24 protein-coding genes are annotated in these 24,312 nt (G+C 30.8%); 18 read left to right on the top strand and 6 right to left on the bottom strand.

Translation table 11 applies throughout. The features are described 5' to 3' along the window. Window positions 1-7: 7 nt before the first annotated feature. From K8354_RS16550 to K8354_RS16540, 3 genes are all read left to right on the top strand, one after another. Complete coding sequence (locus tag K8354_RS16550; RefSeq protein WP_223443278.1) at window positions 8-277, top strand: GlsB/YeaQ/YmgE family stress response membrane protein; 270 nt, start codon at window positions 8-10, stop codon at window positions 275-277. Between the two features lie 172 nt (window positions 278-449). Beyond that, window positions 450-1,760 (top strand): DEAD/DEAH box helicase, encoded by a 1,311-nt coding sequence (locus K8354_RS16545; RefSeq protein WP_223443276.1) that lies wholly within the window; start codon window positions 450-452, stop codon window positions 1,758-1,760. Window positions 1,761-1,978: 218 nt separating this feature from the next. After that, window positions 1,979-3,271: an aminopeptidase P family protein gene (locus K8354_RS16540; protein ID WP_223443274.1), complete on the top strand. Its 1,293-nt coding sequence runs from the start codon at window positions 1,979-1,981 to the stop codon at window positions 3,269-3,271. Window positions 3,272-3,329: 58 nt separating this feature from the next. Here K8354_RS16540 and K8354_RS16535 read toward each other — a convergent pair whose 3' ends face one another. Further along, a complete protein-coding gene (locus tag K8354_RS16535; RefSeq protein ID WP_223443272.1) occupies window positions 3,330-4,112 on the bottom strand; it encodes an alpha/beta fold hydrolase in 783 nt (260 codons plus the stop codon). Between the two features lie 206 nt (window positions 4,113-4,318). Between K8354_RS16535 and ppk2 the strand changes: the two genes are divergently transcribed. Further along, the gene (ppk2, locus tag K8354_RS16530) at window positions 4,319-5,110 is read left to right on the top strand and encodes a polyphosphate kinase 2 (protein ID WP_223443261.1); all 792 of its coding nucleotides are present in this window, start codon (window positions 4,319-4,321) and stop codon (window positions 5,108-5,110) included. An 8-nt stretch (window positions 5,111-5,118) separates the two neighbouring features. On the opposite strand, the gene K8354_RS16525 is transcribed toward ppk2, so the two are convergent. Next, window positions 5,119-5,988, bottom strand: a complete 870-nt coding sequence (locus tag K8354_RS16525) for a winged helix-turn-helix domain-containing protein (protein WP_223443259.1) — start codon at window positions 5,986-5,988, stop codon at window positions 5,119-5,121. 2 nt (window positions 5,989-5,990) lie between these two features. Then, on the bottom strand, window positions 5,991-6,125 hold the full coding sequence (locus tag K8354_RS18745; protein ID WP_302850517.1) for a hypothetical protein: 135 nt from the start codon (window positions 6,123-6,125) through the stop codon (window positions 5,991-5,993). Here K8354_RS18745 and K8354_RS16520 point away from each other — a divergent pair. The 5 genes from K8354_RS16520 (at window position 6,124) to K8354_RS16500 (ending at window position 10,051) form a co-directional block, all read left to right on the top strand. Beyond that, window positions 6,124-6,687 (top strand): YceI family protein, encoded by a 564-nt coding sequence (locus tag K8354_RS16520; protein ID WP_223443256.1) that lies wholly within the window; start codon window positions 6,124-6,126, stop codon window positions 6,685-6,687. The two genes, K8354_RS18745 and K8354_RS16520, sit on opposite strands and share 2 nt — an antisense overlap. Before the next feature lies 1 nt (window position 6,688). After that, window positions 6,689-7,279 carry a hypothetical protein gene (locus tag K8354_RS16515; RefSeq protein WP_223443253.1) on the top strand — a complete coding sequence of 197 codons (591 nt, stop codon included), beginning with the start codon at window positions 6,689-6,691 and terminating at the stop codon, window positions 7,277-7,279. A 305-nt stretch (window positions 7,280-7,584) separates the two neighbouring features. Continuing rightward, entirely contained in the window at window positions 7,585-9,336 is a 1,752-nt protein-coding gene (locus K8354_RS16510; protein ID WP_223443250.1) for a T9SS type A sorting domain-containing protein, read from the top strand. A 195-nt stretch (window positions 9,337-9,531) separates the two neighbouring features. After that, window positions 9,532-9,765 (top strand): hypothetical protein, encoded by a 234-nt coding sequence (locus tag K8354_RS16505; protein WP_223443247.1) that lies wholly within the window; start codon window positions 9,532-9,534, stop codon window positions 9,763-9,765. Next, window positions 9,749-10,051: a type II toxin-antitoxin system RelE/ParE family toxin gene (locus K8354_RS16500; protein WP_223443244.1), complete on the top strand. Its 303-nt coding sequence runs from the start codon at window positions 9,749-9,751 to the stop codon at window positions 10,049-10,051. Before K8354_RS16505 ends, K8354_RS16500 begins: the two co-directional genes overlap by 17 nt. Here K8354_RS16500 and brnQ read toward each other — a convergent pair. Both brnQ and K8354_RS16490 read right to left on the bottom strand, forming a co-directional pair. Then, window positions 10,046-11,341 carry a branched-chain amino acid transport system II carrier protein gene (gene brnQ, locus K8354_RS16495; protein ID WP_223443234.1) on the bottom strand — a complete coding sequence of 432 codons (1,296 nt, stop codon included), beginning with the start codon at window positions 11,339-11,341 and terminating at the stop codon, window positions 10,046-10,048. The two genes, K8354_RS16500 and brnQ, sit on opposite strands and share 6 nt — an antisense overlap. A 5-nt stretch (window positions 11,342-11,346) precedes the next feature. Then, the gene (locus K8354_RS16490; RefSeq protein ID WP_223443232.1) at window positions 11,347-12,894 is read right to left on the bottom strand and encodes a serine hydrolase; all 1,548 of its coding nucleotides are present in this window, start codon (window positions 12,892-12,894) and stop codon (window positions 11,347-11,349) included. Window positions 12,895-12,986: 92 nt separating this feature from the next. Here K8354_RS16490 and K8354_RS16485 point away from each other — a divergent pair, with 92 nt between their 5' ends. The 9 genes from K8354_RS16485 to K8354_RS16445 all read left to right on the top strand — a co-directional run bounded on the left by K8354_RS16485 (window position 12,987) and on the right by K8354_RS16445 (window position 23,165). Continuing rightward, window positions 12,987-13,766, top strand: coding sequence for an alpha/beta fold hydrolase (locus tag K8354_RS16485; RefSeq protein WP_223443230.1), 780 nt, complete (start codon window positions 12,987-12,989; stop codon window positions 13,764-13,766). Between the two features lie 73 nt (window positions 13,767-13,839). Further along, window positions 13,840-14,412, top strand: coding sequence for a PepSY domain-containing protein (locus tag K8354_RS16480; protein WP_223443227.1), 573 nt, complete (start codon window positions 13,840-13,842; stop codon window positions 14,410-14,412). 967 nt (window positions 14,413-15,379) lie between these two features. Then, entirely contained in the window at window positions 15,380-16,501 is a 1,122-nt protein-coding gene (locus K8354_RS16475; RefSeq protein WP_223443224.1) for a helix-turn-helix domain-containing protein, read from the top strand. Further along, window positions 16,501-17,619: a helix-turn-helix domain-containing protein gene (locus K8354_RS16470; protein WP_223443222.1), complete on the top strand. Its 1,119-nt coding sequence runs from the start codon at window positions 16,501-16,503 to the stop codon at window positions 17,617-17,619. Before K8354_RS16475 ends, K8354_RS16470 begins: the two co-directional genes overlap by 1 nt. 1 nt (window position 17,620) lies before the next feature. After that, entirely contained in the window at window positions 17,621-18,730 is a 1,110-nt protein-coding gene (locus tag K8354_RS16465; protein ID WP_223443219.1) for a helix-turn-helix domain-containing protein, read from the top strand. Window positions 18,731-18,882: 152 nt separating this feature from the next. After that, window positions 18,883-21,255: a TonB-dependent receptor gene (locus tag K8354_RS16460; RefSeq protein ID WP_223443216.1), complete on the top strand. Its 2,373-nt coding sequence runs from the start codon at window positions 18,883-18,885 to the stop codon at window positions 21,253-21,255. A gap of 369 nt (window positions 21,256-21,624) precedes the next feature. Continuing rightward, the gene (locus K8354_RS16455; RefSeq protein ID WP_223443198.1) at window positions 21,625-21,861 is read left to right on the top strand and encodes a hypothetical protein; all 237 of its coding nucleotides are present in this window, start codon (window positions 21,625-21,627) and stop codon (window positions 21,859-21,861) included. Next, complete coding sequence (locus K8354_RS16450) at window positions 21,846-22,148, top strand: type II toxin-antitoxin system RelE/ParE family toxin (RefSeq protein ID WP_223443195.1); 303 nt, start codon at window positions 21,846-21,848, stop codon at window positions 22,146-22,148. Before K8354_RS16455 ends, K8354_RS16450 begins: the two co-directional genes overlap by 16 nt. A gap of 561 nt (window positions 22,149-22,709) precedes the next feature. Next, complete coding sequence (locus K8354_RS16445; protein ID WP_223443180.1) at window positions 22,710-23,165, top strand: hypothetical protein; 456 nt, start codon at window positions 22,710-22,712, stop codon at window positions 23,163-23,165. A gap of 33 nt (window positions 23,166-23,198) precedes the next feature. On the opposite strand, the gene thiL is transcribed toward K8354_RS16445, so the two are convergent. Continuing rightward, entirely contained in the window at window positions 23,199-24,248 is a 1,050-nt protein-coding gene (thiL, locus tag K8354_RS16440) for a thiamine-phosphate kinase (protein WP_223443177.1), read from the bottom strand. Window positions 24,249-24,312: the final 64 nt, after the last annotated feature.

Raw genomic sequence — 24,312 nt, 5'->3', positions numbered from 1 at the left:
ATAACTTATGGGGATTTTATACACACTTATTATTGGAGCAATCTGCGGGTACATTGCAGATGTTTTAATGAGAGATAATGGATTTGGCTTATTTTTTAACATTATTATTGGGGTTGCAGGAAGTTTTGTTGGAAGCTGGGCTTTTGCAAAATTAGGAATTAACTTTAGTGTTGGGCAACCAATATTAGACGACATTATTATAGGAGCTTCTGGAGCCATTATCATTTTATTTATTGTTGGAATCTTTAGAGGAGGCGGAAGAAGACGAAGAAGATAATTTTAAGAGAAAATATACAATAAAAAGATGCTTTTAAGGCATCTTTTTTTGTTGCTAAAAAACTTAGATAGTAATATTATTAGCTCAAAAACATCCTAAAAACAACAAATGAGCGTACATTTACAGCTTATTTAGAAACAATAGGTAATAATTGTTTCTTCAAAAAACAATTATGTCATTCAAATCATTAGGATTATCTGATGCTTTAGTAAAAGCAGTAGAAGAAAAAGGGTACACAATACCGTCACCAATTCAACAAAAAGCAATTCCGCCTATTTTAGAAGGAAGAGATATTTTAGCTTCTGCACAAACAGGAACCGGAAAAACTGCAGGTTTTACGCTCCCTGTTCTGCAATATTTAACGGAAACAAAAAATCCAAAATATAGACCTTTGCGTGTTTTAGTTTTAACACCTACAAGAGAATTAGCCGCTCAAGTACATGAAAATGTAAGAGAATATAGCAAGTATGTAAATATTAAGTCTGCCGTAGTTTTTGGAGGCGTTAAAGCAGCCTCTCAAATAAAAACCTTAAAGCAAGGTGTAGACATTTTAGTAGCAACGCCCGGTAGATTGTTAGATTTACACGATCAAAAAGCCGTTTCTTTTAAACGAATTGATGTTTTAATTTTAGATGAAGCGGACAGAATGTTAGACATGGGTTTTGCTAGAGATTTAAATAAACTCATTAGTTTTATGCCTGCAAAGCGACAAAATTTAATGTTCTCTGCAACGTTTTCTAAAGAGATAAAAAAGTTAGCAGAAGGCATTTTAAGAGACCCTGTTTCTGTAGAAGCTGAACCACAAAACTCTACAGCAAAAAAAGTATCTCACAAAGTTTTTAAGGTTGATAAAAGCCAAAAAACAGCGTTGACGATTCAATTGATAAAAGACGGAAATTGGAATCAAGTCTTGGTTTTTACAAGAACCAAACATGGTGCTAATAAACTAACCGAAAAATTGATAAAAGCAGGAATTTCTGCTGCTGCCATTCACGGGAATAAAAGTCAGGGCGCAAGAACAAAAGCATTAAAGAATTTTAAGGAGAATACGATTAAAATTTTGGTAGCAACAGATATTGCGGCACGTGGTTTAGACATCCCTTTATTGCCTCATGTAATTAATTTTGAACTACCTAATGTACCTGAAGATTATGTACATAGAATTGGTAGAACAGGAAGAGCTGGCGCCGCAGGAGAAGCAATTTCTTTAGTTTGTAGTGAAGAAACTGAATACCAAAAGGAGATCGAAAAAGTTTTAAATGAAAAATTAAAAACTGCTGTTTTAGAAGGTTTTGAACCTACCGATACAACACCTCCCAAAAGAGCTGCCACCCAAAGTAAAAATTCTTTTGGTAAAAAGAAAGGAAACTCTAATGCTCAAGGAGACAAACCAAAAAGCAAACCTCATTTTAAAGGAAATAAAACTGCTGGGGCTACATCTGGAAGAGGAAGAACTGGCGCTCCTAAGAAGAAACGTTATTAAAAATTTTTAGACATTAAATAAACCCTGCAAAATCAGACGCTAAAATTATTTTAGCTTCTAATTTTGCAGGGCTTTTCTTGTCTAATTTTAACATATAAAAGGTTCAAATACCGAATCAAGTTCAGAACATAGACCTTTTAGGAAAGTTTCAAAAATTTTTATCTAATTTTAAGTTGCTGTTTATTATCGCTATCTTTGATTACTAAATTAACTCCAGCATGAAATACCAAGCTATAAATTCACAACTTTTTATCAAAAACCGTAAAAATTTTACGGCAGCAATGCAACCAAAAAGTATTGCTATTTTTAATTCTAACGATATATACCCAACGGGTGCAGATAGCACCATGCCCTTTGAACAACACAGAGATATCTTTTATTTAAGTGGTGTAGATCAAGAAGAAAGCGTACTCATGCTTTTTCCTGATTGCCCGAATAAAGATTTAAGAGAAGTATTATTTGTTAGAGAAACCAATGATCATATTGCTGTTTGGGAGGGTGCAAAACTAACCAAAGAAGCGGCTTTTAATACAAGCGGAATTAAGACGATTTATTGGTTGCAAGATTTAGAGAAAATCTTGTTCGAAATGACAACGTATGCAAATACTTTTTACATCAACACCAATGAACATTACAGAGCTGCTGTTCAGACAGAAACTCGCGAAGACCGTTTTACAAAATGGTTATTGGCTAAATATCCTGCGCATTCTGTAGCAAAAAGCAATCCTATTTTGCAGCGTTTACGTTCTGTAAAAGACCCTATAGAATTAGACTTGATGCAACAAGCTTGTGACATTACCGAAAAAGGTTTTAGAAGACTTTTAGGTTTTGTAAAACCCGGTGTTTGGGAGTATGAAATTGAAGCAGAATTATTGCATGAGTTTGTTAGAAACCGATCGAAAGGATTTGCTTATACACCCATTATTGCAGCTGGCAATAATGCGAATGTATTGCATTATGTAGAGAACAATCAGCAGTGTAAAGCTGGCGATTTAATTTTATTGGACACTGCTGCAGAATATGCCAATTATTCATCAGATTTAACGAGAACTATACCTGTTTCTGGTAAATTTACAGACCGACAAAAAGCAGTGTATAATGCGGTAAATCATGTTAAAAAAGAAGCAACAAAATTACTAGTTCCTGGTGCTTTTTGGAAAGAATATCATGTAGAAGTTGGTAAACTAATGACATCAGAATTACTAAATTTAGGCTTGTTAGACAAAGCAGATGTTCAGAACGAAGATCCAAAATGGCCTGCTTATAAAAAGTATTTTATGCACGGAACCAGTCATCATATTGGTTTAGACACCCATGATTATGGTCTTTTATATGAGCCAATGACAGCCAATATGGTCTTTACTGTAGAACCTGGTATTTACATTCCTGAGGAAGGTTTTGGTATTCGTTTAGAAGATGATGTTGTGATTCAAGAAAAAGGGAAACCTTTTAATTTAATGGGAAATATTCCGATTGAAGCCGATGAGATTGAAGAGTTGATGCAAGGTTAATATCTTCTAATCTTTGGATAAAAATATATGAAAAGCGGGCTTTATGCTCGCTTTTTTTTTACGCCAAAGAATTGATAAAATGAATCGTTTGATTATTAAAAGTCTGCGGTTGTTCTACATTCACAACATGCCCGCAATTATCAATTACAAACAAAGACGCAGTAACATGTTTGGCAACAATATTTTTAATGGAAGGCAAAAACAAATGATCTTCTGCTCCCATGACATAGAGCGTGGGAATTTTAATGTCTTTTGCTCTAAAAAAACGCAAAAGCGGATTGATTTCTGAAGTGAGTTTAAACCATCGTATAAATTCCTTTTGATATAATTTTTTAGCCTCGTTTACAAATAAAGATCTCGATTTCTTATGATTTTTCTTCGGCATAATGATAAACGCAAAAAGCTTATACAACAACATATAAGGCACCACAGATTTGAATAGATTTCCTACTTTCATTAAAACTTGCGAACGGAAATTCATCTTTATAATCGCCCCACCCATAATCATACTTTTTACCAATTCTGGTTCTTTTTCAGCTAAATTCCGAATTAAAATTGTACCTAAGGAAATACCCACAAAATGAGATTTTTCAATTTTTAAATGGTTTACAACCTCCACAATATCAGCAGTAATAGAATCAAACGTATATTTAGAGTTAAAAGTGTCTTTTAACTTTGGTTTGCTATTTCCATGCCCTCGTAAATCTAAAATTAATACATTAAAATGATTCCTAAAATCTCTAATTTGTTTGTACCAAATAGAACTACTCCCTCCTGCGCCATGCACAAAAGTTACCCATTCTTTAGAAGTGGGATGCGGATATGAGTAGTAGTTTAACAAGTGTTTTATATTGGGAATTAGTTTTCAAAAATAAGACTTTTAATCTTATAAATCCTAAATTCCTAATTTTCACCAATTATTATTTGTATTTAATTTTTTAGAGATACTGATGAATTAAAATAGTTCGCTTCTTGAATTCACCTTAAAAACAGCATCTAAACCTAATTTTGATGCTATCTTTTTTCAAATTTTTGTAAATTGCCACTATGGGAAAAGCTAATTTAAAAGAAAAGAAATTTAATTACGAGGCAGAACTTGCTAAACTGCATGTAGAACTCGTTCACATGCAAGAATGGGTAAAAAAAGAAGATTTAAAAGTAGTGGTGGTTTTCGAAGGTAGAGACGCTTCCGGAAAAGGTGGCACCATAAAACGCTTTACAGAGCCTTTAAACCCAAGAATTTGTAAAGTAGTTGCCCTAGGAGTTCCTACAGAAAGAGAGAAATCGCAATGGTATTTTCAGCGCTATGTGCAATATTTACCTGCTGCTGGCGAAATTATTCTTTTTGACAGAAGTTGGTACAATAGAGCCGGTGTAGAAAAAGTAATGGGTTTTTGTACGGACAAACAATATGATGAATTTTTACGCTCTTGTCCAGAATTTGAACGTATGCTCGTGAGATCTGGCATCATTGTTTTAAAATATTGGTTTTCTGTAAATGATGAAGAGCAAGAAAAACGTTTTAAAAACCGAATTTCAAACCCTTTAAAGCGATGGAAATTTAGTCCGATGGATTTAGAATCGCGTTCTAGATGGTTGGAGTATTCGAAGGCTAAAGATCAAATGTTTGCCCACACAGACACCAAACAAGTTCCTTGGTTTGTTGTAAATTCTGATAACAAAAAAAAGGCGCGCTTAAATTGTATTAGTCATGTTTTAAGCAAAATTCCTTATAAAAAAATGGATATAAAACCAGTGAAGCTTCCGCCATTACCAGGTGAAAAATCATATGTAAGACCGCCAATAGATTATCAAACTTTTGTGCCAGAGAAATTTTAATGATCAAATTAAGAATTTATCTCAAGCTTGTAGCCTACTCCATGAACATTTATGAACTTTATAGAAGCATCGTCTTGTAGTTTTTTTCTGAGTTTAGAAATATACGTATCTAAACTTCTTCCCACAAAAACACCATGATCTTCCCAAACTTTTTTAGTAAGTTCTTCTCTTTTTACAATTTGATTTTTGTTTGCCACAAAAATAGTCAAGAGCTCACATTCTTTTTTAGATAAGCTAATTTCTGATGCTTTCTTTATCAGTTTATTTTGTGCTGGATAAAAATGAAAAATGCCCAAACTAATCATATTTCCATCGCCAGTTACTTCAATATTTTTTGGTTTTTTATTCAAGTAAAACCGTCTATAAAACATTCCAAGCAGTAAAGGAATGATGATGTAGAACAAATATGAATATTCTGAAAAAAGAGTTGTTTTCCTTAAAAATTTTACTTCAATTGTATAGCATGCTTTTGGTAAAATTCTTCCTGCACAAGGTATCAATGTTTGTTCTTGTTCTTCATTAATTTCGTAACTATAAGCCACTTCATTTGTTATGCAATTGATTACTTCAACTCGATAATTTTTTGATATTCTCGATTTTTCTAAAACGTTTTTAACAATTTCTACTAAGGTATTTGGCTCAAAGGAAAGATCCTTTTCAAAAGGAATTTTGAACTTAAAATCATCAATTTTTGTAATAGGTAAAATTAAAGAAACGGAATCTTTTTGAGAAAGTAATAACTGATCGCCTACTTCTCTTAAAGCTATTTTAGATCGCTCAGAAAAGTCGATTTCATTTTCTTTAGGAATTGAACAACTCAAAATACTCAACAAAACATTCGCAAAAATAACAATCGAAAAAAACGTGTTTCTATTCATAATCATTGCAAATAACCTACAATTTTATCAATTTTTACATCTGTTGACACTTCTTTTACATTTTTTTGACACTTTTTTTCTGATCCTGAAATAGTTTTACCACCAACATAATAATCATATATAAAAACAATCTTCATGAAAAAAATTATTCTATTTCTTTTAGCAACAATTCTTTTAAATACAACTTTTTCTGCGCAAGAAAAACTCCCCATTCATATTGAAAAAAGTAGTATAAAATGGATAGGAGAATACACCTTTTATTTTGGAGGTCATGACGGATTTATCAATTTTAAAGAAGGTTATTTCATAAAAACGGATGATGTCATCACGGGTGGCGAATTTATGATTGATATGAACTCGATTACAAATACAGATATTGAAGAACAAAAAGGAAAAGTAAGTTTAGTAGATCACCTAAAAAATGAAGATTTTTTTGATGTTAAAAAGTATCCTTTAGGAAAATTAGTAATTACGAAAGTGGAATATACTGATAAAACAAACGCAAGATTAGAAGCTAATTTAACGCTAAAAGGAATTACAAAACCGATTAATTTTCGCGCTGAATTTAATTATGGTGAAAAAGAACTAAAAACACGTTTTAAAATTGATAGAAAAAGATGGAATGTAAACTATGAAAGCAAATTTAAAGACGGTGCCATTTCTGATGCCATTGGTTTTGAAGTTTCTATAAAATTATAAAATGATGAAAAACTTACTTTTTAGTATCACATTATTTTGTTCAGTCTTTACCTTCGGGCAACATACAAAAACAGAAAATTTAATACAATTAGACAGCACTTGGGGAAAAGAAGTTTTTCCTTTCCCTATCGGTTTTGCACAAAATATTAAGTATAAAGGAGTTGCAGAAGTTCGTTTTCCACCAGAAGGATGGCGAACTCCAGAACATACTTTTTTTTGGTCTTATACCTATGTTTGGAGTATTCATTTTGATAAAAAACTGACGGCAAAACAATTAAAATCTGATTTAGAAAACTATTTCGATGGTTTAAACGATGTTCGAAAAGACCATAATATCAACCAAAAAGCAAACGCAACAATAAAAAAAATTAGCAAGAAAAAATCAACTACATTTTTTGAAGGAAACGTAGCTACTTTCGATCATTTTGCGACCAATAAAAGGTTTGTTTTAAACGTAAAAATTGAAAGTCATTTTTGTAAAAAAGAAAAGAAAACCGTAATTCTCTTCAAGTTTTCGCCGAAAGAATTTAGCCATGAAGTTTGGGAAACTTTAAATAAAATCGAGTTGGTTTATAAAGTGTGCTCAATATAATTTTATCTATGCTTACCAAATTAAACAAAACAATTCATAAAATTTCCGATAGTAAATTTATAGGTGATATCAAAAGTGTTTTATACCGTAAAAAGATAACAACCTCAACCAAACATGCTAGACCGTTTTTAGTAAAATTGAATGTATTACTAAGTTTCTAAAGTAAAAGAGAAATATTCTAAATAGATGTTGTATTGTTTTTGTATTGGTTTATTTGCCTAGTTATCAATTTTCTAAAATTATCTTTGTTGCGTTCTTTGTGTAATAAAACACTAAGATGTATAACCTAAATTTCAATCAAAAAAATGAAAAAAATTACACTGCTTTTAAGCTTGTTCACATTTGTAATAGGCTTTTCTCAAAGCCTACCAATTAATTTTGAAGGTGATGTTGCTACTTCAGACCTTGTGAGTTTTGACGGAGGAACTGCCATTGTAACCGATAATCCAGAAAAATCTGGAATAAATACCAGTGATTTCGTAGCTCAAATTATAAGAGATGGTGGCGCAATTTATGGAGGAGGTAAAATTCTCTTAACAGATAATCTTGATTTTTCAGAATTAACAAAAATCACCATGAAAGTGTATACAACTGCTCCTGTTGGAACTATTGTAAAGTTTAAATTAGAAGGAACTGGCCCGTCTGCAGAAGTAGATGCTTTTACAACCGTTTCTGGTGCTTGGGAAACCTTAGAATGGGTATTTTTAGGAACTCCAAATACGCTGAATGAACTCGTTTTTATGTTCGATTTTGGAAACGTAGGGGATGGTTCTGCAAATTCTACTTTTTATTTTGATGATATCGCACAAGTTGAAGGTCCAACAGCGCCTAAACCAACTTCTTTGCCCCTTGATTTTGAATCGGATATTGTTGATACTGATTTTTTAAATTATTCAGGTGCTACAGTGAATGTAATTGATAATCCTGAAAAAAACGATGCAAACACTAGTGATAAAGTAGGTCAAGTTGTGCGTGATGGCGGTGATTTCTTAGCCAGAAGTACGGTGTTTCTTTCAAACAATTTAGATTTATCTACCATGTGGCATATCTCTATGAATGTGTTTACAACAGCTCCTGTGGGTACTAGAATTAAATTGGAGTTAGAAGGTGCTGAGGGAAGAACCAATTCTGATTATTTAACAACAACCTCTGGAGAATGGGAAACTATAAGTTGGAATTTTAGCGGACAAACAAAGCCTTTTAATAAAATAAGTTTTTCTTTCGATTTTGGAAATGTAGGTGATGGTTCTGCTACTTCTACTTTTCTATTTGATGATGTAAAACAAATTATTGGCGCTGCTTTGCCAGAACCAATACCTACAACGCTACCTGTAGATTTTGAAGCAAGTGTGGTAACATCCGATTTTATAAATGAAGATGGCGGAATTATGACGGTTATTGCAAATCCTTATGTAGACGAAAACAACCCAAGTGCAACTGTAGGTGAATTTGTACGAAGTGGTGGTGCTCCATGGGCAAAAAGTAAATTAATTTTAACCAGCAATATTGACTTTTCTACACAAAATTCTATTTCTATGAAAGTGTATACAGATGCTCCTGTTGGTGCTTTGTTAAAGCTAAAAGTAGAAAGTATAATTCCTAATGAGTTTGCAGACGAAAGAGATGCAATCACAACAGTCTCTGGAGCATGGGCAACTTATACGTGGAGTTTTCCAACAGATAGACCTCCTTTATACAGCGTTTTATCTTTAATGTTAGGGTATAACACACAAAATGACGCATCTGCAAATGCTACTTTTTTAATTGATGATATTGCACAAACAAGCAGTACATTAAGTACAGAAGATACCAATTTATCGAATATCGCAGGGATTTATAGTTACCCAAATCCTGCAAAAGAGGTACTAACTTTTAGTTCAGAAAATAAAACTATCGCTAGTATTTCGTTATTTGATATACTTGGAAATCAAGTTGCAGTAATACAACCCAATAGTTTAAAAGCAACTATTGATGTGTCTACTTTTGCAAGCGGCGTTTATATCGCAAAAATTACAACACCTTCTGGATCAGGAAGTATGAAGTTAATTATTGAATAAATATTTCTGTTACTTAAATCAGTAAACAGAAGTTCTTTTAATAAATCAAGCCAATTTTATAGCATAGAATTGGCTTGATTTGTTTATTCTAAACAGCTTTTTGTAAATGCAGGTACCATTTTCAAAATATCCTTCAACTTTAAAAAGTACTCATTAAAAATTGAAATATAGTAAGAAATTTGTAAATTTGATTTCATGGATACAAATCTTCAACATAAGAAAATTGAATTAATTCAGTGGCTTTCTACTTTAGAAGACCATTCCTTGATTGATAAATTAATGAAACTGAGAAAAAAAGAAAAAAGTGGTTGGTGGGATGAAATTTCTATTGAAGAGCAAAAGTCAATAGAAAAAGGAATACAAGATGCCAATGAGGGCAAGCTGACTTCGCACGTAAATGTCAGAAAAATTTATGAAAAGTGGTTATAATATTTTATGGTCTGACAATGCAATTTTCGAGTTAAAAGAAACCATTGAATATTTAGAAAAGAATTGGACAGAAAAAGAGTTAAGGAAATTTTCTCAAAAACTAGATCATACAATTGAATTAATCTCAAAAACTCCTAAAATATTCCCTGAATCTTATGAGAAAAAAGAAATTCGAAAAGCAGTTATTGAAAAGCATAACAGCTTATATTATCGGATAATTAAAAATTCAATTGAGATCGTTTCTTTATTTTCAAACCTTAAAAACCCTGACCATAAAAAGTTATAATTCCCTTTTTATATGAACAAACAGTTCGCTAACCTTCTTAAAATTCAACCCAACAAAAACCAATAAAGCAGGCAACACCCAACCTAAACTAGAATTTGCCAAAGGAATGATACTTTTAATGCCTACTAAGTTTTCTCTAGGAATAATAAACCCTAAAAAATCTGGAATACTAAAAATAAAAGTCACCAAAACCACCCCTCTAAAAACCAATTTTGATGCATACTGATTGGGCACAACATTTAGCAAAATTAATACGATAGTTATGGGATATAAAAACATTAGCGCCGGCACCGCTAGCGTGATAATAAAGTCTACTTCATAACTCCCAACAACAATTCCGATTATGGAAGCAATTGCAGCGGTAATTATATAGGCTTTCTTAGAATCGTTGCAAATTCCTTTGATGTAATCTGACGCTCCAGTGACCACACCAACAGCAGTTGTAAAACAGGCTAAAGCTACTAAAACACTTAAAAAAGTAGTCCCTAAATTACCCAATGTTTGTATGCTTAAACCAGCTAAAACTTCAGTTCTGGTAGCATTCTCGGAAAAAGTTGAGCTAAATAAAGAGCCACTTAAAATTAAACCTCCATAAATTAAAAGTAAACCCGTTCCTGAAATCAAGCCCGCTTTTCTTATCAAACTTCTTTTAGCATCAAAAGTGGTATGGCTACTATAATCTAAAGAAATGATAATTACCGCACCTACCACAACACCAGCAATGGCGTCAAAAGTTTGGTATCCTTCTAAAATTCCATCTATAAAAGGATTTTTAAAAGATGACGGATTCACCGATCCTGGAGCTGTAAAAAAGGCAATCAAGATAATTACTAATAAAATAATGACAATAATTGGGGTTAAAAACTTCCCGATCAAACTAATAATACGAGTCCGATTGATTGCAAAAAGAAACACGAGTACAAAATAGAAAATACTTGTAAAAATTGGTGCGACATCAAAAAAAGGTTGAACCGCCATTTCATGAGTTACGGCAGCGGTTCTTGGTGATGGAATAGCCACTGCAATGATATAAATCAAGAAACAAAATATCGTACTAAAAACAGGAGAAACTTTCTTCCCAAAATCATATAAGGTTCCTTGTAATTTTGCGTGTGCAAAAATTGCCAAAATAGGAATTGCAATGGCTGTGATGATAAAACCCAGAACAACAATCCACCAATCTGCACCAGATTTAAAACCGAGTGTAGGAGGTAAAATTAAATTCCCCGCTCCAAAAAAGAGTGAAAATAATGCAAAACCTGCAATCCAAATTTCTTTTGTTTTATTCAAAATTACTATTGTTTAGTAAGGTTTAAATCATGAAAATCGAAACTAAAATCTGTGATGGGTGCAATATATTTCATTTTCGCACCCGTTGCAATTCCTTTTTCATCAAAGGAAAACTGCATAAAAACATCGGCATCATAACTTCTATTGTTCCATTTTGCAACATAGGTTGTTTGATTGTAAGGCAATAATTCCCCAAACAAATTCGATGAGCGCTCGCATTTTATCGCATAGGTATTTCCGTCATGAGAAATGGTGATTTTTCCAAACCAATCATCATGATAAATGCCAACAATTTGCGAGGGTTTTGGGAGGCTTTTATCTTTTTTAGCAATTTCAATTTTTACAAAAACACTTGCTTTTATGCTGTCATTGTACTTTAAATAATTGGCATTTCTTGTTCCATATTTTTTTAACCAATTTCTATTTTCATATCCTAAATACGTATCTTTTATGGTATTTGTAATTGTGTTAAAAGCATTTCCATTCATTTGATTGGTTAGCACAACAATTGCCAAATCTAAATCCGGAATCATAGTAAACTGAGTAACTGTACCCAATAAACCACCTGTGTGATACACTTGTTTGTAACCGCCTTTTACATCCGTTAAAAACCATCCTAAACCATACCCTCTAAAATTAGAATTATAGCTGTCATTTCTACCTACTTTTAGCGGCGTTTGTAATTGCCATAACTCGTGAAATTGACGCTCACTCAGCAATCGTTCTCCGTTTTCAGTAACGGCATCATTCATTAAAAATTTAGCCCAAGTAAGCATATCCTGAACGTTACTCATTATGCCACCCGCAGCGTTTGCAGTTTCGCTCCAATCATGCGGAATTTGAATCACTTTTCCGTCGGCTCTTGTATGTGCATCAATAATATTGGTTCTATTGGTAACTCTATTGTAAGACCCTTTACTATTGATCATTCCAACAGGTTTCATGATTTTAGTTTCAATAAATTCTGCCCAAGAAAGACCGCTTACACGTTTTAAAACTTCGCCAGCAATAATAAACATATTGTTATTGTACTTAAATTCACTTCTAAATGAACTTACAGGTTTTAAGTATTTTACATTGTTGATAATATCTTTTATGGTAAAATCATTCCCTTCCGGAAAAAACATTAAATCTCCAGCACCCAGTCCTAAACCACTTCTGTGTGTCACCAAATCGCGCACTGTAAATTGTTCTGTAACCCAAGCGTCTTTCATTCGAAATTCTGGAATGTGTTTTCTTACTTTATCATCCCAATTTAGTTTTCCTGCATCGACCATCATCGCCAATGCAAAACAGGTAAATCCTTTACTATTAGAAGCAACACCGACCAGCGTATTTTCGTTCATGTCTTTTTTGTTGGTTAAAGAACGAACGCCATGTCCTTTTGCATAAACTACTTTTCCATCTTTTAAAATACCAACCGAAATTCCTGGAACTTCAAATGTTTTTAAAGTTTCCTGTATCAAATTATCAAGATTTTTCTCCTTAATTTGAGCGTTGATTGTTAAGGAAACTAAAAATAGAATAAAAAGTGCTGTTTTTTTGAAAAGCATAAGATTGGTGGTATTGAATTCACCTCAAATATAGTAAATAGTTTATCATGTTTTGAGTTTCTAAAAACGAATCAAATGGTATCTTTGTTTCTATGGTTTTAGATTATAAAAACGCTGCTATTTTTTATACGGATCAAGGAAAAGGAACTGTTGTTGTTCTAATTCATGGGTTTTTAGAAAATTCTACTATGTGGGATGAAATTACTCCAGAACTTAGCAAAAGAAACCGAGTAATTACGATTGATTTGTTAGGTCATGGAAAATCTGATTGTTTGGGTTATGTGCATTCTATGGAGTTGTTTGCAGGAACCATTCAAGCTGTATTAAAGCACTTGAGAATTCGAAAATATATTTTGGTTGGTCATTCTTTAGGAGGTTATATTTCTTTGACGCTAGCCAAAACGAATCCCTCAAAAATAAAGGGCTTGTGTTTATTAAATTCAACTTCTAATGAAGATTCTGAAGAACGAAAAAAGCTAAGAACAAGAGCTAATAAAATGGTGCAAAATAATTTTGAAAGTTTGGTGAAAATGTCTATTTCAAATTTGTTTCATCCACAGAATTTATCACAATTTAAAGACGAGATTGAAGCGGTTAAAAAAGAGGCTTTAAAAACTTCTATACAAGGTTATATTGCGGCAAATGAAGGGATGAAAAACAGAGAAAACACCAACCATGTTTTAGCAGAAGGTACTTTTAAAAAGTTGTTGATCATTGGTGAAAAAGATCCAGTTTTAGAATATCAAACTTCTTTAGAAGAAGCCAAAAAAACGAATTCTGAACTCGTAGTTTTTCCTGATGGTCATATGAGTCATCTTGAAAATAGGGTCGCATTAATTGCTGTTTTCAAAGACTTTTTGAAAAATTGTTAAACCCACTTTATTTTAAATTTGCACAAACTCTTTGTATTGCTAGAATTCTTAATAAGTAAATCAAAAAAACAAAATGCCAAAAAACATTAACAGGAAAAAGCAAGCGAAATTACTGCGTATTTCTAGAAAAATTCATAGAACTTTAGGGGCGTCCTTATTTGTTTTTTTCGTCTTCATATCTGTAACGGGAGTTTTACTCGGTTGGAAAAAAAATACAGGAGGCATCATTCAGGCAAAATCACATATCGGTGTCTCTACAGATTTAAAAAACTGGCTTCCTATAGATAGCTTGCACACCATTGCCTCTAAGGTTCTTAGAGATTCGGTTTCAGCAGATATATCTATTGAAATTGACAGAATCGATATCCGAAAAAATAAAGGAATGGTAAAATTTATTTTTAAAGATCACTTTTGGGGGATTCAACTTGATGGTGCTACTGGGCAACTTTTACACATCGAAAAAAGGCGTTCTGACTTTATTGAAAAAATACACGATGGATCCATTTTAGATTATTATTTCGGAACTACTAGCGATCAAATTAAATTATCCTACACTTTTGTCATGGGCTTTGCTTTATTAACGTTTACCGTTACGGGTTTTTGGCTTTGGTATGGCCCTAAGCGTATGAGAAAAAGGAGTAGCTAAGTAATAATTAATCTTCTTGATTTAAAAAAACAGAATTACCATTCATATTAAACGGATAATTAACAAACAAACTTGACTTTCATAAAAAAATCAACCAACTTCGTTTAACTTCTGATATAGAACGTTAAAACGTTGCATATTAAGTTAGTTAGGTGCAAGCTAAAAAAACATCTTTCGGCAATCAAAATATTGGAAAAAAACTTATGATATGGTCAGAATTAATGTATTTTATGAATAGGATTTATAAACATTTTCTGGAGTTATTAACATCCTATCTGCACAAGTGCGATTAACATATAAAAAGTTGCCCACAAAATTTGCTTAAATAAAAGATTTAACTTCTTCAAATATAGACAGACAAAATATATTAAATAACCCCTTGGTATTAATAAATCTAAGAGATTACTTTGGTATTTCTGGAATGCTATTTCAAGATGAATATAAATACACTAGGAAACAAATATCTGAATTCGACCAAATAGAAATCATATTTTAGCAGAGAATGGTTTTAAAAAGTTATTAATTATTAGCAAAAACGATCTGGTTTTAGATTATAATACATCTTTTGAAGAAGCTATAACAAAAAATTCAGAAATAGTAGTTTTATCTAATGGACATATAAGTCATATTGAAAATACTGATGAACTCATACACGCATTCAAAGTGTTAATAAAAGCTTGTTTATAATTTAGTATCTTTAATAATTAGTATGGAGTGTCTACCTTTGCTGTGACGATTTTTTAGAGTCCCTAAATATTTATACATTAGATTATGGCAAAAAAACATGATAACGAGTTTAAGGTTATGCCAGTAGAACTATTAAAATCTGGAAGTAAACCAAAGGAACTAGGAGAGGAATATAAATTCTATTTAAAACGTGATAGTTAAGTGAAATTACCATCAAACAAGTAGTATATTACACTATTCAACAACTTGAAAAATCAATATTTTAAGTATTTTAGAACTTATGAATTACGAGTCCATAATTCCTTTCTTAGCTGTACTTATTGTTATTCTATTTTTGCTTTTTTCTGTGTTTTTATTATTTGTAAAAACTAGAAAAAAATTAAGCAATCAATTACTTGCTGCCTTTTTGATTATTACAGCAATAGATATTAGCGCTTTTTTTTACAGTCATATTACAACAGTATCTCTTAATTTAGATATGCTAAGAAACAGTATTTCTGCATTTAAAAATCCGTTGCTTTTTCTTTATATCCTGTCTCTTATTTACTCCAATTTCAAGTTAAAATGGATTCATTTAATACATGTATTACCTTGGATAATTACAATTATTATCTTACTTCCCAACTTTTTTTTAGTTGATGTTGAAGCTAAAATGGCCTTTATAAAAAATTATGATGCAACTATTGAAATACAATTCTTAAACTATTTTGGAGATATTTTATCTTTAGCATACTTAATTGCGGAGTTTTATTACATTCATAGGTATCGAAAATTATTGTTGGAAAATTTTACAGATAAAAGAGCTTTTAAAAATTACAATTGGTTGAAGCAATTGGCTTTTTTATTATTAATTGGTCAAGTTTTAACACAAGTTAAAAATTATGCTCGTGTTCATTTATCTATAGAAAACACTAATAGTTTAAGAACTATTGTATTGTTTTTTGGAGTCTTTTTTATTTGCTGGTTATTTTTAAAGGCCGTAAATTCTCCTAAGCTTTTTAAAGGGGTAGATGTTGCTTTAAAAACCTCTAAAGAACTTAAAAACTCTGAAAAAGAACAAGAAATCCAGTCGAAAATATCTTATTTAAAAGAGTTTATGGTCTCTAAAAAACCATACTTAAATCCATCTTTAACGATTAGAAATTTAGCTGAAGAACTTAAAATAAATTCTAGAGATTTATCAGTTTTAATTAATCAACATTTAAACCAACATTTCTTTGACTTTGTAAACGAATATAGGATTAAAGAAGCTCAGGAGATTTTAAAAAAACCAGCTAAAAAGAAATTTACTATTTTAGAGATTTTGTATGAAGTAGGTTTTAATTCTAAATCTTCTTTTAATAGTGCTTTTAAAAAACATACAGGATTAACACCAACTCAATTTAGAAAGACCCATAGTTAATGGAAAAAATAGATTTATCAACAGTCATTGGGTTTATTACCACTTTTATCTCGCTACTTTTGGCGTTTTATATATTTTCTGTTGCATCTAAAAATAAGGTGAGCAATAAACTTTTTGCGTCTTATTTAATATTAAACGCTGTAGAATACACAGGTTTTTTTGCGTCATTACTATTCCCTGAACCAAACAATTTGTTGGTTGCATCAAGAGAATTGTCTTATTTACAAATGCCTATTTTTTATTTGTATATTTTGTCAGTTTGTTATTCAGACTTTAAGTTGCAATGGAAACATTTATGGCACATAACTCCATATATTATAGGAAATTTAGTGATGACACCTCGTTTTTATTTGGGTTCTACAGCAGAAAAAATTGAATTGTTTCATAATTTTAATCAACTTTATGAATCTATTTTTACTCATATAGCATTGCATTTACAATCAACTATTTACTTAATTGCTGGTTTTATCGCCCTAAAAAAAGCCCAAAAAATATTTTTAGAAAACTATGCTAATAGTACAATTGAAACTTACAATTGGCTGTTTCAATTGCTTCTTTATACCTCTATTCTTTACTTTGTGGCGATTATAAAAAACATTTTTAAGTTTTTTGGAAATCAAGAATATTTCTCTTATTCCCAAAATATATTAACAATTGTAGTTTTGGTAGTTGTTTGCTGGTATGTTTTAAAAGCATTAAAATATCCAAACCTTTTTAATGGTGTAGATTCTAAAACCAAACTAACCACAGAATTTGTTGAAAAAGATCAAAAACACAACATCGATTTAAAAGAAATTAAAAAATTAAGGTCTTATATGGAAACTGAAAAACCGTATCTGAATCCGTCGTTATCGATAAGAAATTTAGCAGAAGAAATTAAAATGAATTCTAGAGATTTATCTGTATTAATTAATCAATATTTAGATAAACATTTTTTTGATTTTGTAAATGAATATCGAATTGAAGAAGCAAAATCTATCTTAAAAAATCCAGAAAAAAAAGAGATTACAGTTTTAGAAATCTTGTATGAAGTTGGCTTTAACTCTAAATCTTCATTCAATACTGCTTTTAAAAAACATACTGGACTAACACCAACACAGTTCAGAAAAAATAAATAAAATGGAAAATTTAGAGCTATCAGATTTAATTGGAATTGTTTCTACTTCTATATCATTGCTTTTAGCCTTTTTTATTTTCTCTGTTGAATCTACTAATAAATTTAGCAATAAAATTTTTGCTGTGTATTTAACGTTAAGTGCTTTTGAATTTACGGCTTGGTCTTTATTTATTGATATGACAAGCAATATTTTAACTTTTAAAAGCCAATTATCGTATTTGTTAATGCCTGTTTTATACCTATACATTCTTTCTGTTTGTTACTCAGACTTTAAGTTAAGATGGAAACACTTATGGCATATACTGCCTTATGTTATAGGAAATTTGGTAATGATTCCCAGATTTTATTTAAGTAATTCATCAGAAAAACTTGCACTTTTTGAAAATTATAATGAACAATTTGAAATCATTTTTCTACATTTTTCTTTGCATATTCAATTTGCTATTTACATTATAATGGGGTTTATTGTTTTAAAAAGAGCCAAGAAAATTTTTGTAGAAAATTATTCTAGTGGTACTATAGAAACTTATAATTGGCTGTTTCAGTTCTTGCTTTTTATTGGAGTTTTATATAGCCTTGCTTTAATTAAAAATTTATTTAAATATTTTGGAGACAGAGATTCTTTTCAAATTTCAGAAATTATTTTAAGTAGTGTTACTTTATATTTTGTTTGCTGGTATGTTCTAAAAATTCTAAAATATCCTAATTTATTTAATGGTGTAAATTCTAAAATAGAATTGACCAAAAATTTGGATGAAAAACAAAATAAAGCAGATAATAAAGAACAAATTGAAAAACTTTCTTTATTTATGTCAACAAACAAACCGTATTTAAACCCTTCTTTAACATTAAGACATTTAGCCGAAGAAATTAAAATGAACTCAAGAGATTTATCGGTTTTAATCAATCAATATTTAGACAAACATTTTTTTGATTTTATAAATGAATATAGAATTGAAGAAGCTAAAGAAATTCTAAAAAATCCTGCAAAAAAAGAGATTACAGTTTTAGAAATCTTGTATGAAGTTGGTTTCAATTCCAAATCTTCATTTAATACTGCTTTTAAAAAACATACAGGTTTAACTCCTACTCAGTTTCGTAAAACATATTAATATCAAGCACTTAACATAAAGTCGAACGTTTGTAAAATAAAGTCGAACTGATTTCTTTTTTAGAAATTCGTTCGACTTTGTGCTTTCGGTCGCATAAAATTCTTTTCTGTTGCACATTTGTATCAACGAAAACAAAACCGATGAAAACAAATATGAAAAAAGTTTTAATTATGATTGCTTTTTTATTCAGTGGAATAATAACTGCACAAACGATTACAGGAAAAGTAACAGACAAAACAGAAGTTATTCCGTTTGCAAATGTTATTTTAAAAGACAACAATCAAAAAATAATTGCAGGAACTACAACCAACGATGCAGGAACTTTTGAACTAAAAATACCAAAGGGAACCTACACGTTAGAAATTAGTTTTTTAGGATATAAAAACTTTAAAAATGAAATAAATGTAGCTTCAAACCTAGATTTAGGAACAATTCTTCTCGAAGAAAACGCACAAGCTTTAGATGAAGTTTTGATAAAAACTGAAAAAAGTGTTATCGAAAGAAAAATAGATCGGTTGGTTTTTAATGTAGATAAAAGTATTGCTGCTGTTGGTGGAAATGGTGTTGATGTATTAAGAGTAACTCCAGGCATACAATTGCAAAATAATCAATTGTCTATTTTAGGAAGAGGAGCAACACAAGTAATGATTAATGGAAGATTATCTCCATTAGCTGGAGATGACTTAGTGGCATTTTTAAGTGGATTATCCGCTAGCGATATTGTAAAAATTGAAGTCATTACAAATCCACCAGCAAAATATGACGCATCAGGAAATGGAGGTTTAATCAATATTATTTTAAAGAAAGGGGTACAAAATTCTTGGAAAAACGCAACAACAATTTCTTACAATCAAAATAAATATAATTTTACAACCTTAAACAACAATTTTTTCTACAATAAAAATAAGGTTTCATTTTCTGCAAGCGTAAATGTAAGTCTAGGAGATTATGAAAATTTAGAAGGGTTAGAAATAGCATATCCTACAAATATTTGGGATATTGACATTGATGGAAAACAACAAAATGATCAATTATCCGGACGTTTTTTGTTTGATTATGCTGTTTCCGATAACACCTCTTTTGGTGTACAATATTTAGGAAATAATACAAAACCAGGTTTGGAAGCTACAACTACCTCAACCATTTTTGATACCAATAATAATTTAGAAAGAACTTTAAAAAACAATGCGCTAAATGACGTTGACAACAACAATCGTTCTGTAAATTTTCATATTATTTCTAAACTAGATTCCTTAGGAAAACAAGTTTCTTTTGATGCGGATTATTTTACATTTACTTCTAATAGAAATTTAGATTTCAATACAGAACAATTTGACATTCTGGGTAATTCTCAAGGCATAAGTTCATCAGCTTTAAACATTTCTAATCAAAAAATAGACAATTTTAGTTCTCAATTAGATATGAACCTTCCATTTGAAAAAGTAAATCTTTCTTATGGCATTAAAGCAAGTTTTACCAATACAGATAGTGGTGTTTTGTTTTTTGATACATTTTTTGGGTCTCCAATTTTAGATCAAAATCAATCTACAGATTTTAAATATAAAGAAAATGTTTTAGCGACTTATTTTTCTGGAAACACAAAATTAAACGACAAATTAACGATGCAATTTGGGTTGCGTTTTGAAGACACAAAAACCACAGGAATAAGCGCAGATATGAATCAGGAAAACATAAATAATTACAGTAAATTTTTTCCTACTTTGTTTTTATCTTATGCAAAAAACGAAAACAACAACTTCAATTTTTCTTATGGAAAAAGAATCAATAGACCGAATTTTAGAGATTTAAATCCGTTTCGTTTTTACATTAACGATAACAGTTACAGCGTTGGTAATCCGTTTTTACAGCCGTCTTTTTCAGATAATTTTGAGATTTCGCATTTGTATAAAAACAATTGGGGTACAAGTTTTTCGCTAAACATTACAACAGATGGTTTTGGAGTATTTTTTAATACAGATGTTGTAAACCAAGATCAAATTGTAACTAGAGAAAACTATTTTAAACAGTATACGTATCAATTACAAGAAAGTTTTTCATACAGTCCATTTTCCTGGTGGAAAATCCAGAATGATGCAAGGTTATTGGTATATATTACAGAACTAACAAAAAATATTGATGCAGAAATTAATAATGGAGTTCAATTTTACGCTGAATCTAACAACACATTTTCGCTAACTGAAAACACAAAATTGCAAGCAAATGCTTGGTACAGTTCTTTTCATAATGATGGTTTGTTTAGCCTTGGACAAATGTTTCACTTATCATTTGGTTTGCAACATAGTTTTAAAAACAACATAAAATTATCTATGCTATTTAGTGATGTTTTAGATACAGGAAGTTTAAGAGATTATAATTCTACAGTAAGTGGTATTGATCAAAGTTATTTTCAAAATGCTAGTTCTAGAAATTTTAGAGTATCGCTTTCTTACGATTTTGGAAACAAAAAAGTGAATGTTAAAAACAGACGTTTTAGTAATGATGATGAGCAAAGAAGAAGTAATTAAAACTTTCTGTAAAAACAAAAGAGGCTGTCTGAAAAGTTAATTTAAATGTTATTTAGAGCGAAGTCGAAAATCTATATAATTGATTTCCGAAAAATAGGATTTATCCATTGTAGAAATGACAAATTTTAATACTTTTTATACAGTCTCTTTGTATGTAATTTTTACTCTCCTTTCAATCCATTCCACCCCTTAGCTTTCAACTCAATTTCTTGATTAGCTCTTGTAATCAATTGTAAACCTTGGTTTTCGGTAGTAATATAGCTAATACTATAGAGGTTTGTGTTTCCTTTTATTAACAAGTAAAATAAAATTTGTATATTAGAATCATCAACATAAAAAATTACCTTTGTAAATCTAATAGTAATAATTATGAGTACGCAAGCAGATTTAAAATGGATACAAAAAGAACTTCAAGAATTAGAAGACCCAGCACTTATTGAAGTTTTTAAAAAAATGCTTAAAAGCAGGAAAAAAGTAGCTTCAAAAAGAATTGATATTCATCAATATAATAAAGAATTAGATACTTCTATTGCTCAGATTAAAACAGGAGAAACCTATACACATCAGCAAATGGGCGAACGTATTAAAAAATGGTCAGAACAATAATTTGGACTCACCAAGCTGATGCGGATTTAAATAACGCTTTTCTAGCGTTATTAGAGCAAACGGAGTCTCTTGGAATAACAGCGAGAGTAATTGGTGAAATTTACGAATCCACTACAATACTCGCTGAAAATGCAGAAATCTATAAATTAGATGCTCTAAAAACAAACAATAAAGGAAATATTAGAGCTTACGAAAAGCATAGTTACAGAATTTCTTATATTATAGAGACAATAGCAATATTTATTATTAGAATACGCTATGCAAGAAAAGAACCTAAAGAATATTAACTACATATTTTTCAAACCATTCCAACCCTGAGTCTTCAACTCAATTTCTTGATTTGCTCTTGTAACCAATTGTAAACCTTGGTTTTCGGCAGTAATATAGCTAATACTATAGAGGTTTGTGTTTCCTTTTATTAACAAGTAAAATAAAATTTGTATATTAGAATCATCAACATAAAAAATCACCTTTGTAAATCTAATAGTAATAATTATGAGTACGCATACAGGTTTAAAATGAAATTACATTCTTATCTGAACATTGTTTTTACTGCTATAATTGTGCTATTTGATGCTAATATAAACGCACAAAAAAGCAATTGTAATAATTATGATATACGGAAACCAAGCTCAATTACAATGCCTTTTAACCCTAAAATATTAGATTTAGACTGAAATCAAAATTTAACAAGATTTTTGCTGAAGGCATAAACAGATGCTCATTTTGATAAAAGCAAGATTATTAGAACTCTTTTTTGAAAAAATTAAAATTTGCTTAAAAAAACAAACTTAAGAAAAGATAGGTCAAGCAGAAAAAATTAAGTAACTTTCAAAAAACTTATTGCTATGAAAAAACTAATGCTTTTCGCTTTTTTGTCATTTTTTTTGTTTAAAACAGTTAGTGCACAGGAACCAAGTATAGGCAAGACTAAGCATTCTTTTAAAGAATGGAATTTTGGGCTTGCTTCGGTTAGTGATCTTGTATTTCCTGGTACGTCATTCCTTTGGGGTAAAACATTCATTAATGAAAACAACACAATTTTTGAATATCAAGCAGGTTTTGCACTTCCAACAATTGTAACTGGTAAAATAGGAGTTGGTAAAAAATTTAATGATATTAACGTAATTGTTGGGGTAAGACCTTTTCCTTTTCAATTTTACTTACAATCTAGTTTTAAACCTAGCAAAAAGGGATACTGGATTACTTCTATAGAGTTTAATCCATTTAGTTCTTCAGATTCAGAGCTTGCCACTCATTGGATTTTAAATTTTGGTTACAGATGGAATATTAATCAGAAGTAAGTTCTTCAATATTTTTGTCAGAACTACAACTTTTTACTCATTCTTCATCGCATTCCAACCTTGAGCCTTCAACTCAATTTCTTGACCAGCTCTTGTAATTAATTGCAAACCTTGGTTTTCTGCAGTAACATGCCCAATAATCGAAAAATGTGGATTTCCCTTTATCTTATCAAAATCAGCAATTGGCACTGTAAATAAAAGTTCATAATCTTCACCTCCACTTAAAGCCACCATGGTAGAATCTAGTTCAAACTCCTCACAAGTAGCAATTACTTGCGGATCTAAAGGCAATTTATCTTCATACACTTTACAACCTACTTTGCTTTGTGTGCAAATATGAAAAAGCTCTGAAGATAATCCATCAGAGATATCTATCATACTCGTTGGTTTTACTTCTAATTCTTTTAAAATACCTGCAATATCTTTTCTTGCTTCAGGTTTTAATTGACGTTCAATTAAATAGGTGTAATTGTCTAAATCTGGCTGATTGTTTGGGTCAACTTTAAAAACCTGTTTTTCTCTTTCTAACACTTGTAAGCCTAAATATGCCGCGCCTAAATCACCAGAAACCACAATTAAATCGGTTTCTTTGGCAGTGTTTCTATACACCACATCCTCTTTATTGGCTTTACCAATGGCAGTCACAGAAATTAAAATTCCTTTGGTAGATGAGGTGGTATCTCCACCAATTAAATCCACTTGATACGTTTCACAAGCCAACTGAATTCCTGCATACAATTCTTCAATTGCTTCTAAAGGAAAACGATTAGAAACCGCAATAGAAACCGTAATTTGTTCTGCAACACCATTCATGGCATACACATCCGATAAATTTACCATCACTGATTTGTATCCTAAATGCTTTAATGGCATATAACTTAAATCGAAATGCACACCCTCTATCAACAAATCTGTGGTGACTAAAGTTTGTTTTTCAGATGCATCTAAAACAGCTGCATCATCTCCAACACCCTTAATCGTAGATGAATTTGCCACTTTAAAATATTTTGTAATATGATTGATCAGGCCAAATTCTCCTAATTCAGCCAACGATGTTTTACTTTGGTTTTTGTCTTCTAACATACTGCAAAGATAGTTACAATCTAAAAATTGAAAGACCTACTTTAACAGAGATTTTTTAAGAATT

The sequence above is a fragment of the Polaribacter litorisediminis genome (assembly GCF_019968605.1).
GTDB lineage: Bacteria > Bacteroidota > Bacteroidia > Flavobacteriales > Flavobacteriaceae > Polaribacter > Polaribacter litorisediminis.
Note: the sequence above shows the minus strand (reverse complement) of the source record. Positions and strands in the feature narration are given on the sequence as shown.